The organism is Paracoccus fontiphilus, assembly GCF_017356265.1.
Lineage (GTDB): Bacteria > Pseudomonadota > Alphaproteobacteria > Rhodobacterales > Rhodobacteraceae > Paracoccus > Paracoccus fontiphilus.
Genome location: NZ_JAFNAW010000047.1, coordinates 1 through 12,850, shown reverse-complemented (window position 1 = coordinate 12,850; position 12,850 = coordinate 1). Strand labels below are relative to the sequence as shown.

The 12,850-nt window shown below is 67.5% G+C and carries 16 protein-coding genes; 8 read left to right on the top strand and 8 right to left on the bottom strand.

What is annotated here, in order from left to right:
• Positions 1 to 6 precede the first annotated feature (6 nt).
• From J0F76_RS14745 to J0F76_RS14715, 7 genes are read left to right on the top strand one after another with little or no spacing between them, the layout of a single operon-like run.
• Positions 7 to 924: an ABC transporter permease gene (locus J0F76_RS14745; protein ID WP_207470612.1), complete on the top strand. Its 918-nt coding sequence runs from the start codon at positions 7 to 9 to the stop codon at positions 922 to 924.
• Between the two features lies 1 nt (position 925).
• On the top strand, positions 926 to 1,804 hold the full coding sequence (locus tag J0F76_RS14740; protein ID WP_207470610.1) for an ABC transporter permease: 879 nt from the start codon (positions 926 to 928) through the stop codon (positions 1,802 to 1,804).
• Positions 1,804 to 2,769 (top strand): ABC transporter ATP-binding protein, encoded by a 966-nt coding sequence (locus J0F76_RS14735; RefSeq protein WP_207470607.1) that lies wholly within the window; start codon positions 1,804 to 1,806, stop codon positions 2,767 to 2,769. The genes J0F76_RS14740 and J0F76_RS14735 overlap by 1 nt, the downstream gene beginning before the upstream one ends.
• On the top strand, positions 2,766 to 3,737 hold the full coding sequence (locus J0F76_RS14730; protein ID WP_207470605.1) for an ABC transporter ATP-binding protein: 972 nt from the start codon (positions 2,766 to 2,768) through the stop codon (positions 3,735 to 3,737). The genes J0F76_RS14735 and J0F76_RS14730 overlap by 4 nt, the downstream gene beginning before the upstream one ends.
• Entirely contained in the window at positions 3,734 to 5,125 is a 1,392-nt protein-coding gene (locus tag J0F76_RS14725) for a M20/M25/M40 family metallo-hydrolase (protein ID WP_207470603.1), read from the top strand. Before J0F76_RS14730 ends, J0F76_RS14725 begins: the two co-directional genes overlap by 4 nt.
• Positions 5,125 to 6,228, top strand: a complete 1,104-nt coding sequence (locus J0F76_RS14720; RefSeq protein WP_207470602.1) for an aminotransferase class V-fold PLP-dependent enzyme — start codon at positions 5,125 to 5,127, stop codon at positions 6,226 to 6,228. The genes J0F76_RS14725 and J0F76_RS14720 overlap by 1 nt, the downstream gene beginning before the upstream one ends.
• A complete protein-coding gene (locus J0F76_RS14715) occupies positions 6,225 to 6,911 on the top strand; it encodes a GntR family transcriptional regulator (RefSeq protein WP_207470600.1) in 687 nt (228 codons plus the stop codon). The genes J0F76_RS14720 and J0F76_RS14715 overlap by 4 nt, the downstream gene beginning before the upstream one ends.
• 4 nt (positions 6,912 to 6,915) lie before the next feature.
• Here J0F76_RS14715 and J0F76_RS14710 read toward each other — a convergent pair whose 3' ends face one another.
• Together J0F76_RS14710 and J0F76_RS14705 are read right to left on the bottom strand one after the other, a co-directional pair.
• Positions 6,916 to 7,590, bottom strand: coding sequence for an amino acid ABC transporter permease (locus tag J0F76_RS14710; RefSeq protein ID WP_207470598.1), 675 nt, complete (start codon positions 7,588 to 7,590; stop codon positions 6,916 to 6,918).
• Positions 7,591 to 7,636: 46 nt separating this feature from the next.
• Positions 7,637 to 8,431, bottom strand: coding sequence for an ABC transporter substrate-binding protein (locus tag J0F76_RS14705; RefSeq protein WP_207470596.1), 795 nt, complete (start codon positions 8,429 to 8,431; stop codon positions 7,637 to 7,639).
• 296 nt (positions 8,432 to 8,727) lie between these two features.
• Here J0F76_RS14705 and J0F76_RS14700 point away from each other — a divergent pair, with 296 nt between their 5' ends.
• Positions 8,728 to 9,210, top strand: a complete 483-nt coding sequence (locus tag J0F76_RS14700) for a MarR family winged helix-turn-helix transcriptional regulator (RefSeq protein ID WP_207470594.1) — start codon at positions 8,728 to 8,730, stop codon at positions 9,208 to 9,210.
• A gap of 84 nt (positions 9,211 to 9,294) precedes the next feature.
• Here the strand turns inward: J0F76_RS14700 and J0F76_RS14695 are convergent, their stop codons facing one another.
• The 6 genes from J0F76_RS14695 to J0F76_RS14670 all read right to left on the bottom strand — a co-directional run.
• Positions 9,295 to 10,083 (bottom strand): SDR family NAD(P)-dependent oxidoreductase, encoded by a 789-nt coding sequence (locus J0F76_RS14695; protein ID WP_207470592.1) that lies wholly within the window; start codon positions 10,081 to 10,083, stop codon positions 9,295 to 9,297.
• Complete coding sequence (locus J0F76_RS14690) at positions 10,080 to 10,919, bottom strand: fumarylacetoacetate hydrolase family protein (RefSeq protein ID WP_207470590.1); 840 nt, start codon at positions 10,917 to 10,919, stop codon at positions 10,080 to 10,082. The genes J0F76_RS14695 and J0F76_RS14690 overlap by 4 nt, the downstream gene beginning before the upstream one ends.
• Before the next feature lie 9 nt (positions 10,920 to 10,928).
• A complete protein-coding gene (locus J0F76_RS14685) occupies positions 10,929 to 11,351 on the bottom strand; it encodes a cupin domain-containing protein (RefSeq protein ID WP_207470588.1) in 423 nt (140 codons plus the stop codon).
• Between the two features lie 22 nt (positions 11,352 to 11,373).
• Entirely contained in the window at positions 11,374 to 11,742 is a 369-nt protein-coding gene (locus tag J0F76_RS14680; protein ID WP_207470586.1) for an acyl-CoA thioesterase, read from the bottom strand.
• Complete coding sequence (locus tag J0F76_RS14675) at positions 11,735 to 12,166, bottom strand: RidA family protein (protein WP_207470585.1); 432 nt, start codon at positions 12,164 to 12,166, stop codon at positions 11,735 to 11,737. Before J0F76_RS14675 ends, J0F76_RS14680 begins: the two co-directional genes overlap by 8 nt.
• On the bottom strand, positions 12,163 to 12,850 hold a 688-nt coding region (locus J0F76_RS14670; protein WP_207470583.1), incomplete at its 5' end, for an SDR family NAD(P)-dependent oxidoreductase. The genes J0F76_RS14670 and J0F76_RS14675, both read right to left, overlap by 4 nt.

The window sequence follows — 12,850 nt, the reverse complement described above, 5'->3', positions numbered from 1 at the left end:
AAAAGAATGCTGATCTACATCCTGAAAAGGCTGGGGCTTGCGCTGATCGTGGCGCTGACGGTCTCGGTCATCGCCTTTGCGCTGCTGCGCGCCTCGGGCGACATCGCTACCGCCCTTGCGGGCGAAGGCGCCACCCCCGAAAGCATCGCCGTGATCCGCCAGACCTACGGGCTGGACCGCCCCGTGGTGGTGCAATACTTTGCCTGGCTTTGGGATGTCGCGCGCGGCGACTTCGGGCAATCGTTCTTTTTCCGCACCGATGTCGCCGGCCTCATCTTCGGCAAGATCGGCAACACGCTGATCCTGGGCGGGGCTTCGCTGGCCATCGCGCTGGCGCTGTCGATCCCCCTGGGCGTTCTGGCGGCGATCTATTCGGGATCGATGATCGACCGGGCGGTGACGATGTTCTCGCTGCTGGGGCAGGCGCTGCCGTCGTTCTTCCTGGGCCTGGCGCTGATCATGATCTTTGCGATCCGGCTGCGCTGGTTTCCCGCGTCCGGCACGGACGGATGGCGCAACTTCGTGCTGCCGGCCGTCACCCTTGGATACTACATCACGCCGCCCTTCATGCGGCTGGTGCGCGCGGGCATGATCGACGCGCTGAACACCGACTATGTCCGTACCGCCCGCGCCAAGGGCCTGCCCGCCCGCCGCGTGGTCTTCAAGCACGCGCTGAGGAACGCCCTGGTCCCCGTGGTGGGCCTGGTCGCGGTCCAGCTTGGGCTGCTGATGGGCGGGTCGGTCGTGGTGGAAAGCATCTTCGCCTTGGACGGGCTGGGCTACCTGGCCTACCAGAGCATCAGCTATCGCGACTTTCCGGTGCTGCAGGCGGTCGTGCTGCTGCTGTCGCTGGCCTACGTCGTGCTGACGCTATTGTCCGACATCATCAATGCGTGGCTCGACCCGCGGCTGAGGGCTGCCTGACATGACCGCAATCACAACCAATCCCCCGTCGCGCGCGGGCCGCGCCTTTCGCAGGCTGGCGCATCACCCGTCCCTGCTGATCGGATCGGGGATCGTCCTGCTGATGGTCCTGATCGCCATCTTCGCACCGCTCATCGCGCCGCATGATCCTTACGTTCAGGACATCTCGCGCCGCGCCGTGCCGCCGGTCTGGTATGAAAAGGGCACGTGGGAAAACATCCTGGGCACCGACCAGCTTGGCCGGGACTACCTGTCGCGGCTGATCTACGGCACGCGGGTGTCGCTGCTGATCGGCTTCTCGGTGGTGGCGATCTCGGGGCTGATCGGCACCACGCTGGGCCTGCTGGCGGGCTATTTCGGCGGAAAGGTCGATACTTTCGTGACCTTCATCGTCACCGTCCGACTGGCCATGCCGGTGATCCTGGTGGCGCTTGCGGTGGTGGCGCTGTTCGGCGGGTCGATGTGGGTGGTCATCACCGTGCTGGGCCTGCTGAAATGGGACCGCTTCGCCGTGGTCGTGCGATCGACCACCCAGCAGATCCGGGCGCTGGACTACATCGCCTCGGCCCGGACCGCGGGGGCGTCCACCGCCTGGATTCTGCTGCGTGAGGTGCTGCCCAACATCGCGCCCCAGTTGATCGTCATCGCCACCATCGAGGTTGCCTCCGCGATCCTGATGGAGGCCGCGCTGTCCTTCCTGGGCCTAGGCGTCCAGCCGCCGCTGCCAAGCTGGGGGCTGATGATATCCGAGGCGAAAAGCTACATGTTCTTTTCCTTCTGGCTGATCGCCATTCCCGGCACCGCGCTGGCAACCCTGGTCTTTGCCATCAACCTTGCGGGCGACGGCCTGCGCGACATGATCACCCCGGAGAGAAGCTGATGTTGAAGCCCCTGCTGTCCGTCCGCGATCTGCGCGTGGACCTGAACACCCGATCGGGCGTCCTGCATGCCGTGCGCGGGATTTCCTTTGACGTCGCGCCGGGGGAAACCCTGTGCATCGTCGGCGAATCCGGCTGCGGCAAGTCGATGACCTCCTTGGCGCTGATGGACCTGCTGCCCCGCGTGGCACGGCGCAGCGCCGACGAAATCACCTTCGACGGCCAGGATCTGACCCGCCGCCGCATCGCGGGCAAGCTGCGCGGGCGGCGGATGGCGATGATCTTCCAGGAACCGATGACGGCGCTGAACCCCGCCTTCACCATCGGCGACCAGATGGTCGAAGCCTATCTGTATCACGTCGGCGGCACGCGGGCGCAGGCGGTGGACCGCGCCGCGCAGATGCTGGAAAAGGTTGGCATCGGGTCGGCCCGGTCGCGCCTGGGGCAGTATCCGCACCAGTTGTCGGGCGGGTTGCGCCAGCGGGTGATGATCGCCATGGCGCTGATGACCGACCCCGAACTGCTGATCGCGGACGAACCCACCACCGCGCTGGACGTGACCATCCAGGCGCAGATCCTGCGGCTGCTGAAGGACTTGCAGCAGGAACTGGGCCTCGCGATCATCCTGATCACCCATGACTTGGGCCTGGTATCGCGCATCGCGGACCGGATCGTCGTCATGTATGCGGGCGCGATTGTCGAGGAGGGCACGGCGGCCGAGATCTTCGACCGCCCCGCCCATCCCTATACCCGCGCGCTGATCGACTGCATTCCGCAGCCCGGCAAGACCGAACGCGGCGCGCCCCTGGGCACCATCCCCGGCGTGGTGCCTTTGCTGATCGGACGGCAGGACGGCTGCGCCTTCCGCGACCGCTGTTCGCTGGCGCAACCGCGCTGCGCCGATGACATTCCCACGCAAGATGCAGGCAGCCATCATTGGGTCTGCATCCACGGAGGACAGGCATGAGCTATCTTCTGGAAACTGTCGGCCTGACCCGCCGCTTCCAGGTGGGCCAGGGCATGTTCAAGCCCAAGGCCACCCTGCACGCGCTGAACGGCGTGGACCTGCGCCTGAAGAAAGGCCAGGTGCTGGGCATCGTCGGTGAATCCGGCTGCGGCAAGTCGACCCTTGCCAAGATCCTGCTGGGCCTGCTGGCCCCGTCCGAGGGCAGCGTGCTGCTGGACGGCAAGGACATCGGCACCATTGGCCGGATGGACTTCACGCGCCGCGTCCAGCCGGTGTTCCAGGATCCGTTTTCCTCGCTGAACCCGCGCAAGACCATCGCCGACATCGTGACCATGCCTCTGCGCGTCCACGGCATCGGCACGGACGCGGAACGCCGCAAGCGCGCGGCCGGCATCATGGACATGGTGGGTCTGCCCGCCCGCTTTGCCGAACGCTATCCGAAGGAACTGTCCGGCGGGCAGCGCCAGCGCGTGGCCATCGCCCGCGCGCTGGTAATGAACCCCGACCTGATCATCTGCGACGAGCCGACCTCGGCCCTTGACGCATCCGTGCAAAGCCAGATCCTGAACCTGCTGATGGATCTGAAGCGCGAACTGGGGCTGACCTATGTGTTCATCTCGCACAACCTGTCGGTGGTCGAACACCTGGTCGATCAGGTGGCGGTGATGTACCTGGGCCGGGTCGTCGAACTGGGCAGCACCGCGCAGGTCTTCGACGCGCCGCAGCACCCCTATACCCGCGCGCTGCTGGATTCGGCGCTGACCGTCGCGCCAAGCCTTGGCGTGCCCGACATCGGCTTGGGCACCGCCTTCCCGAACCCGCTGGCGATCCCGCCCGGCTGCCCGTTCCAGCCCCGCTGCCCGCGCGCCTTCGACCTGTGCTCGCGCGTCCGTCCCCACCCCGTCGACGTCGCCCTTGGCGGCGCCGCCTGCCATCTGGCCGAAGAACCGCTGAGAGGTGCTGCATGAGCCTTGACCTTGCCCCCACCCGCGACGGCGCCATTGCCGCCGCGCTGGACATCCTCGACTCGGGCCGCTTCAAGGCCGATCTGGCGCGGCGTGTCGCCCTGCCCACGGTGTCGCGGGAAGACGCGCACAAGCCCGACCTGCAGCGCTATATCGACGACGAACTGGTCCCGGTCTTCGACCGCCTGGGCTTTGCCATGCAGACCTTCCGCCGCGATGCCGCGCCGGGGGCGTTCCTGCTGGCAACCCGGATCGAGGACCCGGCGCTGCCCACCGTGCTGATGTACGGCCACGGCGACGTCGTGACCGGCATCCCCGAGAAATGGTCCCCCGGCCTGTCGCCCTTCCAGATGACGGAACGCGACGGCCGCTGGTACGGACGCGGCACCGCCGACAACAAGGGCCAGCATTCGGTGAACCTTGCCGCCATCGAGGCGGTCCTTGCCGTCAACGGCCGCCTTGGCTTCAACCTGAAGGTCCTGATGGAGATGGGCGAGGAATACGGATCGCCCGCCCTGGCCGACCTGATCGCGGACGAGGCCGCGGCCTTCGCCGCAGACATGCTGATCGCCTCGGACGGGCCGCGCATCGGGCTGAACCAGCCCACGATCTTCCTGGGCGCGCGCGGCGGCATCAACATCCACCTGGAGGTCGTGGCCCGCGAAGGCTTCCACCATTCCGGCAACTGGGGTGGGCTTCTGGCGAACCCCGGCGTGGAACTGGCCCATGCCATCGCGGCCCTGATCGGCCCGACCGGCGAATGCCTGGTTCCCGAACTGACCCCCGGAACCATCCCCCCCGACGTGCGCGAGGCGCTGTCGCGCTGCACCATCGAGACCGCGCCGGGCGACCCGGATCTGGACGAATGGTGGGGCGCCCCCGGCCTGACACAGGCGGAACGCGTCTATGGCTGGTCCACGCTGGAGGTGATGGAGATCGAGGTCGGCAACATCGCCAAGCCCCTTTACGCCATCCCGCCCTGGGCGCGGGCCCGCCTGCAACTGCGCCATCCGGTTGGCGTCGATGTCGATGCCGTCCTGCCCGCCGTGCGGCGCAGGCTGGACGAGGCCGGATTGCAGCGCGTCAGGATCGTGCCGTCGCCCGACGCCTCGTTCCCGGCCAGCCGGTCGGATCTGAAGAACGAATGGGTGCGCTTCGTCACGGACTCGATCGACAGAACGATGGGCAAGCCCCCGGTGATCCTGCCGAACCTGGGCGGCTCGCTGCCCAACGCGATCTTCACCGACACGCTGGGCCTGCCGACGATCTGGGTGCCGCATTCCTATCCGGGCTGCGGCCAGCATGGCGCCGACGAACACCTGCCCATCAGCATCGTGCGCGAGGGGCTGGCGATCATGGCGGGCATCTTCTGGGATCTGGGACATCGCTGATGGGTTACTTCCTTTACCACTCCATCGGAACCTTTCCGGGCAAGGAAGCCGCGGTGAACGCCGCCCTGGCGGATTTCACCGCCCGCTGGTGCGCCGAAGACGACGGGCAATGGCCCGACGCCCTGGCGCGGCGTGCGGATTTCATCGCCGCATGGACGCGCCTGATCGCCGCCCCGCAGGGCACCCTGACGCTGGCGGAAAGCGTCACCGGCGCGCTTTATTCGCTGATGCGCGGCCTGCCCGAGGCGCGGCTGGCAGGCGGCACCGTCCTGGTCGCGCAGGACTGCTTTCCCAGCCTGCATTTCCTGCTGGCCGAACTGTCCCGCCGCATCGGCTTCACGCTGCGGACCGTGGCTCCGACCGGCGGGCGGGCCTATGTCACCGATGATGACATGATCGCCGCCTGGGGCGACGACGTGCGGCTGGCGCTGCTGACCTGGGTCACGTCCACCGCATCGCACCGCTGCGACCTGGACCGGATGATCGCGCATGGCCGCCGCAAGGGCAGCCTGGTCGGCGTGGACGTGACGCAGGGCGCGGGCATCCGGCCCTATGGCGCGCAGGCGGATTTCACCGTCGGATCGTCGCTGAAATGGCTGTGCGGGGTTTCGGGCGCGGGCATCCTGCAGGTGATGCCGGACCTGCTGGCCCAATGCAGCCCCGAGTTTCGCGGCTGGTTCAGCCAGGCCAACCCGTTCTCGTGGGATCTGGATGCCTTTGCCCTGGCCCCGGATGCCCGCCGCTTCGACAACGGAACGCCCAATGTCCTGCCCGCGGTCGCCAGCCAGCCGGGCATCGACTATGTCCTGAAAACGGGCGTGGAGTCCCTGGCCGATCACAACAGCCGCCTTTGCGCGCTGCTGCTGGAGGGCGCCCGGGAACTGGGGCTGCGGATCGTGTCGCCCGAGGACGCGGCCATGCGCGGCGGCAGCATCATGGTGGAACTGCCCCGCCCCGGCCTGGTCGATCTTCTGCGCGAGCGCGGCCTTTTCGCCGATCAGCGGGGCGCCGTGCTGCGCCTGTCGCCCGGCGCGGTCACCAGCGCCGACGACTGCAATGCGCTGATCGCGGCCTTGGCCAGGCAGACGGAACGCGCCGCATGATGGCGGATCTCAAGCCCATCGTCTCGCGCCGCACCATGGCGGGCGAGGTTTACGGCCAGCTTCGCGCCGCCCTGATGGAAGGCGTGTTCGAGACGGGGCAAAGCTTCGCGATCTCGGACCTGGCGCAACGCTTCGGCACCTCGAACACCCCCGTGCGCGAGGCGCTGCGCCGCCTGACGGACGAGGGCGCCCTGGTCGAGGGGAAGTGGAATTCGGCCACGCTGCCGCCGCTCAGCACCGCTAGCCACGAGCAGCTTTGCACCGCCCGCGCCGTGATCGAGGGCGGCGCGGCGGAACTGGCCGCCGCCCGCATTGCCGAGACGGACCTGGACAGCCTGCGCGAGATTTCCGCTCGCCACCAGGCGGCACTGCTGAACGGCCGGATGGAGGACATGCTGGCCGGCAACAAGGACTTCCACTTCACCATCTATCGCGCGGTGCAAAACCCGATCCTGCTGGACCAGATCGAGAACCTGTGGCTGCGGTCCGGCCCCTATACCCGTTTCCTGGCCGAACAGATGCGCGATCTTCTGCAGGCCGACGCCACGCTCAGCTATGCGCGCCATCACGAGGACGTGCTGGCGGCCCTGGCCGCCCGCGACGGCGCTGCGGCACGCGCCGCGATGATGTCCGACATCGGCGCCGTGCGCGACTGGATGGCCCGCTGCCTGCCCGGCACCTGAGGCCTCAGCGGCGATAAGCCCGCTGGAACCGCGTTTCCAGCCAGCCCGTCAGGCGCACCAGCGGCCACAGGATCGCGACATAGATGATCGCCGCGCCGATCAGCGGGCTGGGATTGGCAAACAGCGCCTGCGCATCCGTCGCCTGCTTCAGCAGGTCCGTCATCGCCACGACAGAGGCCAGCGATGTGTCCTTGATGATCGACACGCAGTTCGAGGCATGGGGCGGGATCACGATCCGCATCGCCTGCGGCAGGATCACCTTCTGCATCATCCGCCAGAACCCGAGGCCAAGCGCGCTCGACGCCTCGAACTGGCCCTTGGGCACGGCCTGGATGCCCGCGCGCATGACCTCGGCCGTGTAGGCACCCAGGACAAGCGACAGGGCGATCGCCGCCGCCGTGAAGGATGACAGCGTGATCCCAGCAAAGGGCAGCGCGTAATAGATCAGGATCAGCACCACCAGGACCGGCATGGCCCGCATGATGTCGATATAGGCGACAGCCAGCAGGCGCAGCGGCCGGGCGGCGAACAGGCGCATCATCGCCAGGCCCAGCCCCAGGATGGTGCCCGCGACAATGGCGGTCGCACCCAGCGCAAGCGTCATGCCAAGCCCCTGCAGCAGGATCGGAAAGGCCCGCCGCAGCACGTCGATGTTGAAGAAGATGTCGAGAGCGTTCATCGTCTGCTGTTCAGGAAGGGCACCGGGCGGCGCCCGTCATCCATGCCTATTCGCCGGCCGCGGGGACCGGCATCGGCGTCACGGCAAAGCTGTCCGCCGCGGGCGCCACGCCCAGCCATTTCTCGTGCAGGGCCGCCATTGTCCCGTCGGTCTTCATGTCCGAGATGATCTGGTTGACCTGATCCAGATGCTCGGACCCCTTGGGCAGCATCATGGCGAACTTCTCGCCCGTGGTCACCTCGGCCCCGACCTTCAGGCCCTGCATCTGGGTAAAGGCATGGCGCATGCCGACGATGTCGTTCACCGCCGCATCGATCCGCCCGTTCTGCAGGTCCGTCAGCATGTTGGCGGTGCTGTCATAGCTCTTGGTGCCCGCCTGGCCCAGGGTGCCGGCGTTTTCCTTGAGCCAGGCCTCGCCGAAGGATGTTGCAACGGAACCGACGGTCTTGCCCGCCAGCCCCTCGACCCCGGCCAGATCCGAATCCTCGCGCACGCCGATCCCCAGGGCACCCTGGAAATAGGGTTGCGTGAAGGACTGGTTCGCCAGACGCTCGTCGGTGATGGTCAGCGACGAGATCACCATGTCGGCGCGGCGCGAGGCCGAAGCCACGAACAGCGCCTTGAAGTCCATCCCCTGGAACTCGGCCGTGGTGCCCATGCGGCGGGCGATCTCGTTGACGATGTCGACCTCGAACCCTTCGAAGGCGCCGCTTTCGGTCTTGTTCTCCCAAGGCGGGTTGGCCGGATAGGCGCCGACCCTCAGCGGCTCCTGCGCCAGGACGGGAACGCTCAGCGACAGGAGGATGGCGGCCATGCCGGCCAGGATGCGGGTCGGTTTCATCTGTGACACTCCTGTTCGCGAATACGGCGGATTCGCCGCTTCACCATGCTGGGCCATCCAAGGACCCTGCTTCAAGAACTATTATTGATCTGCAATAAAATGATCGTATGATCGAGCGGCTTCCAGACGTGTGCCGTCGTACTGCCTGTTGATCCGGCACGGGTCTTTGGCACGTTTGACCAGACATGTTGTCGTATTTGCATCGCCTGTCCTGCATGATCGGCATTCGTCCGTGACGTCTATACCTGCCGCATTATTTCAGGCATGAAGCAGATTAGGTTATTGAAAGCATGAAGATGGCCGACCCCGTTGACCCTGTAATCGCCCCTTCGCTGCCGGATGGCCACCTGTCGCGGCAGCGGCTGCGGTTGTGGCTCCAGATGCTCAAGGCGGTGCGGTTCGTCGAAAGCGACCTGCGCGAAAGGCTGCGGCAGGGCTATGACATGACGCTGCCGCGCTTCGATGTCCTGGCGGCGCTGCATGGCGCGCCGGAGGGCCTGAAGATGACGGAGCTGTCGCAGCAGCTGATGGTGTCGAACGGCAATGTGACGGGTATCGTGGACAGGCTGGTGGCCGACGGCCTTGCGGAACGCGAAACCGTCGAAACCGACCGCCGCGCCTTCCGCGTCCGCATCACCGGCAAGGGTGCCGCGCTGATGGCCGAGATGACGGCCCGCCACCTGTCCTGGATCGACGAACTGTTCGCCGACGTGACCGAGGCGGATGCGGCGCGCGGCATCTCGATCATGCTGGACGTGCGGCACAAGCCGCATCGGTAGCCATGCCCGCCCCTTCGGGGCCGGCGGAGGCCGGGGGCGCTTCGCCCCCCGGACCCCCCGAGGGTATTTCCCCAACGGGGAAGATCAGTAGATGCCGGTTTCCGCCGCCACGCGGCGGTAGCCAGCCCCCGCCGTGAAGCCGCCGTCGATCACGAAATCCTCGCCGCTGATGAAGGCCGATGCGTCCGAGGCCAGGAACAGGACCAGTTGCGCGACCTCGTCGGCCTCGCCCGCGCGCGCCATCGGCGTCATGCCGATCATCGGACCCAGATGGGGCGAGTTGCGGTTCAGGTCGGTCACGATCAGGCCGGGGCAGATCGCGTTCACGCGGACGCCCTTCTGCGCGTATTCCATCGCCGCCGTCCGCGTCAGGCCGCGCAGGGCCCATTTGCTGGCGGTATAGGCCGGGTCGTAATGGCCCGAAAAGGCACTGTTGGACGAGATGTTGACGATGCTGGCGCCCTGCCCCATCGCGGGCGCGGCGGCGCGGATGCCCAGAAAGGCGCCGGTCAGGTTGACGTCGATGACGCGGCGCCATTCCTCGGGCGTCATGTCCGCAATGATCTTGCGGTTGATGATGCCCGCGTTGTTCACCAGTACGTCCAGCCGGCCGGTCCAGTCGAGCGCGGCCTTGACCGCGCCGTCCCAGGCCGCCGCATCCGTCACGTCCAGGTGCAGAAAGCGCGCCTTGTCGCCCAGGCGTTCCGCAAGGGCCGCGCCTTCGGCATCCAGCACGTCGCAGATCAGGACATGGGCTCCGGCGGCGGCCAGCAGTTCGGCCTCGACTGCGCCCTGGCCGCGACCGCCGCCGGTGACGATGGCGGTCTTGCCGGACAGGTCGGACATGGCCCGAAGCTTGTCTTGCGCGTTCATGCCTGCACCATCCGCTGACGCTGTTCGCCCAGGCCCGCGATGCCCAGGGCAACCACCTGGCCCTCGCGCAGGAAGGTCGGCGGCTTCATGCCCAGGCCCACGCCCGGCGGCGTGCCGGTGGCGATGATGTCGCCGGGCTCCAGCGTCATGAACTGGCTGATGTAGCTGACCAGATGCGCCACGCCGAAGATCATCGTCGCGGTGCTGCCGGTCTGGCGACGTTCGCCATCCACGTCCAGCCACAGGTCGAGCGCCTGGGGATCGGCGATCTCGTCCGCCGTGACCAGCCAGGGGCCGATGGGGCCGAAGGTGTCGTGGCTCTTGCCCTTGGTCCACTGGCCGCCGCGTTCGGACTGGAAACGGCGTTCGCTGACGTCGTTGACCAGCAGGTAGCCCGCCACATGGTCCAGCGCCTGCCCCTCGTCTACGTATTTCGCGCGGGTGCCGATGACGATGCCCAACTCGACTTCCCAGTCGGTGCGGTCCGATCCACGCGGGATCTGCACGTCGTCGTTCGGGCCGCAGATGGCGGACGTGGCCTTGGCGAACAGGATCGGCTCGGCCGGCGGCTCCTTGCCCGTTTCTTGCGCGTGGTCGGAATAGTTCAGGCCCACGCAAAGGAACTTGCCCACGCCAGCGACAGGGGGACCCAAGCGGTCGGGCTGCACGACCGGCAGGTCGGCGGGGTTCAGCGCGGCAAGGCGGGCCAGGCCGCCGGGCGACAGGATGTCGCCCGTGATGTCGGCCACATGGTCCGACAGGTCGCGGACATGGCCGTCGGCGTCCAGCAGGCCGGGCTTTTCGGCGCCGGGGGCGCCATGACGAAGCAGTTTCATGATCGGTCCTTATGCGCGGCGATAGCCTTGCAGTTGCTCGTCCGGCACGTCGTCGAAGTTCGTGACCAGGTTGTCGGGCGTGCGGCAGGTCAGCCAGACCAGCTCGTCCGTGGTGCTCATGTTCACCTCGACATGCTTCATGAAGGGCGGCACGAAGACAAAGTCGCCCTGGTACAGGTCCACGAAATCCTGGTAGTCGTCGCCGAAATAGATGCGGCCGTGGCCCTTGAGGACATAGCCGCCGGTCTCGCAATGCTCGTGATGGTGCGGGGGCGAGCGGTGGCCCGGTTCATTCGAGACCTGGCCGAACCAGATCTTGGTCGCGGGCGTGTTCTGCGGGCTGACGCCCGAGCGGCGCACGCAATCGCCGGACTGGGCGGTCGCCTCGCCAAGGGCATTGCCGCGGGTGACGACGGGGACGACTTTTTCCATGGTTCTCCTCCTGTGGGTTCGTTCAAAGGGGACGCGAGGCGCCCGTTTCGTCAACGGCCACCATGGCGAAGCGCGCGGTGGCGATGGGGATGCGCTGTCCGTCGGGATCGGCGATCCCGGCAAGCTCCAGCGTGAAGGAGGTGCGGCCGCGGCCGACCTCCCGGGCATGGACCGCGAAGTCCGACCCGGTCCGCAGGGGTGCGTGGAAGACCATCTCCTGCACGGCGCGGATGACGCAGGGGCCGGCCAGGGCCTTGCCAGCGCGGCCGGCCGCAAGGTCGAACTGCCCCATGATCCAGCCGCCGAAGACGGTGCTGCCGCTGGCCGCGACACCCGGCAGGGCGACGGTCAGGATCGCCGGGCGATCATCGGCTGCGGGCCAGTCATTCATGGGGGATCACCGCCGTCGCCTCGATCTCGACCTTGGCCGCGTCCTCCATCAGGGCCACGACCTGGACGACGGCCATGGCCGGGAAATGACGCCCCAGGACGCGGCGATAGGCGGCGCCGATCTCCTTGAGGCTCGACAGGTATTCGGCCTTGCCGGTGATGTACCAGGTCAGGCGCACCAGATGCTCGGGCCGCGCGCCCGCCGTTTCCAGCACGGCGACGATGTTTCGCAGGGTCTGCTCGAACTGGCCGACCAGGTCTTCGTGTTCGAACTGCTGCTGCGCGTTCCAGCCGACCAGGCCGCCGGTATAGACCACCTTGCCCTCGGCCAGCATCCCGTTCGCATAGCCCTTGGCGGGCACCCAGCCCTCGGGGTTCAGGAAGGAATGCGGAGAGAAGGGGGTGATCTGGTTCTGTAGGGTCATGATGTTTCTCCGCCGGAAATGGAAATCGCCTGGCCGGTCACCATCGCCGACCCGGGCCCGCACAGCCACAAGACCGTCTCGGCCACGTCGGCGGGCGGCACGAGCCGCCCCATCGGGTTGGTTGCGGCCAACTGTGCACGGGCGTCGTCGCGCGAACGGCCGGTCTTGGCGACGATGGTGTCGATGGACCGCTGCGTCATGGCGGTATCCAGGAAGCCGGGGCAGACCGCGTTGACGGTGATGCCCTTCTTCGCGACCTCCAGTGCGGCGGACCGCACCAGGCCCAGCACGCCGTGCTTGGCCGCAGCATAGGGCGCCACATAGGCGTAACCCTTCAGGCTCGCGGTCGAGGCGATGGCGATGACGCGGCCCCAGTCCCGGCCCTCCATTCCGCGCAGGGCTTCCCGGATGGTCAGGAAGCTGCCGGTCAGGTTCACGTCGATCATGGCGCGGAACTGGTCCAGCGTCGTGCGGGTCAGGGGCGCGCTGTCCGACACGCCGGCATTCGCGACGACGATGTCGAAGGCCCCGTCCGCGAACAGCCCCGCCACCGCGGCCTCATCGGTGATGTTGCACACCCGCGCGGCAATCCCCGGCGCGCTTTCGGCCACGCGATCCAGCGCGGCGGCGTTGCGGCCGCAGATCGTGACGACGGCGCCCGCGGCGGCCAGGGCACGCGCGCAG

Bases quoted from the DNA above. Each gene is read 5' to 3' on its own strand.
- J0F76_RS14740 (WP_207470610.1), top strand. From the start codon at position 926: ATGACCGCAATCACAACCAATCCCCCGTCGCGCGCGGGCCGCGCCTTT.
- J0F76_RS14705 (WP_207470596.1), bottom strand. From the start codon at position 8,431: ATGAAACCGACCCGCATCCTGGCCGGCATGGCCGCCATCCTCCTGTCG.
- J0F76_RS14695 (WP_207470592.1), bottom strand. From the start codon at position 10,083: ATGAACGCGCAAGACAAGCTTCGGGCCATGTCCGACCTGTCCGGCAAG.
- J0F76_RS14720 (WP_207470602.1), top strand. From the start codon at position 5,125: ATGGGTTACTTCCTTTACCACTCCATCGGAACCTTTCCGGGCAAGGAA.
- J0F76_RS14690 (WP_207470590.1), bottom strand. From the start codon at position 10,919: ATGAAACTGCTTCGTCATGGCGCCCCCGGCGCCGAAAAGCCCGGCCTG.
- J0F76_RS14680 (WP_207470586.1), bottom strand. From the start codon at position 11,742: ATGAATGACTGGCCCGCAGCCGATGATCGCCCGGCGATCCTGACCGTC.
- J0F76_RS14745 (WP_207470612.1), top strand. From the start codon at position 7: ATGCTGATCTACATCCTGAAAAGGCTGGGGCTTGCGCTGATCGTGGCG.
- J0F76_RS14735 (WP_207470607.1), top strand. From the start codon at position 1,804: ATGTTGAAGCCCCTGCTGTCCGTCCGCGATCTGCGCGTGGACCTGAAC.
- J0F76_RS14700 (WP_207470594.1), top strand. From the start codon at position 8,728: ATGGCCGACCCCGTTGACCCTGTAATCGCCCCTTCGCTGCCGGATGGC.
- J0F76_RS14725 (WP_207470603.1), top strand. From the start codon at position 3,734: ATGAGCCTTGACCTTGCCCCCACCCGCGACGGCGCCATTGCCGCCGCG.
- J0F76_RS14715 (WP_207470600.1), top strand. From the start codon at position 6,225: ATGATGGCGGATCTCAAGCCCATCGTCTCGCGCCGCACCATGGCGGGC.
- J0F76_RS14685 (WP_207470588.1), bottom strand. From the start codon at position 11,351: ATGGAAAAAGTCGTCCCCGTCGTCACCCGCGGCAATGCCCTTGGCGAG.
- J0F76_RS14675 (WP_207470585.1), bottom strand. From the start codon at position 12,166: ATGACCCTACAGAACCAGATCACCCCCTTCTCTCCGCATTCCTTCCTG.
- J0F76_RS14730 (WP_207470605.1), top strand. From the start codon at position 2,766: ATGAGCTATCTTCTGGAAACTGTCGGCCTGACCCGCCGCTTCCAGGTG.
- J0F76_RS14710 (WP_207470598.1), bottom strand. From the start codon at position 7,590: ATGAACGCTCTCGACATCTTCTTCAACATCGACGTGCTGCGGCGGGCC.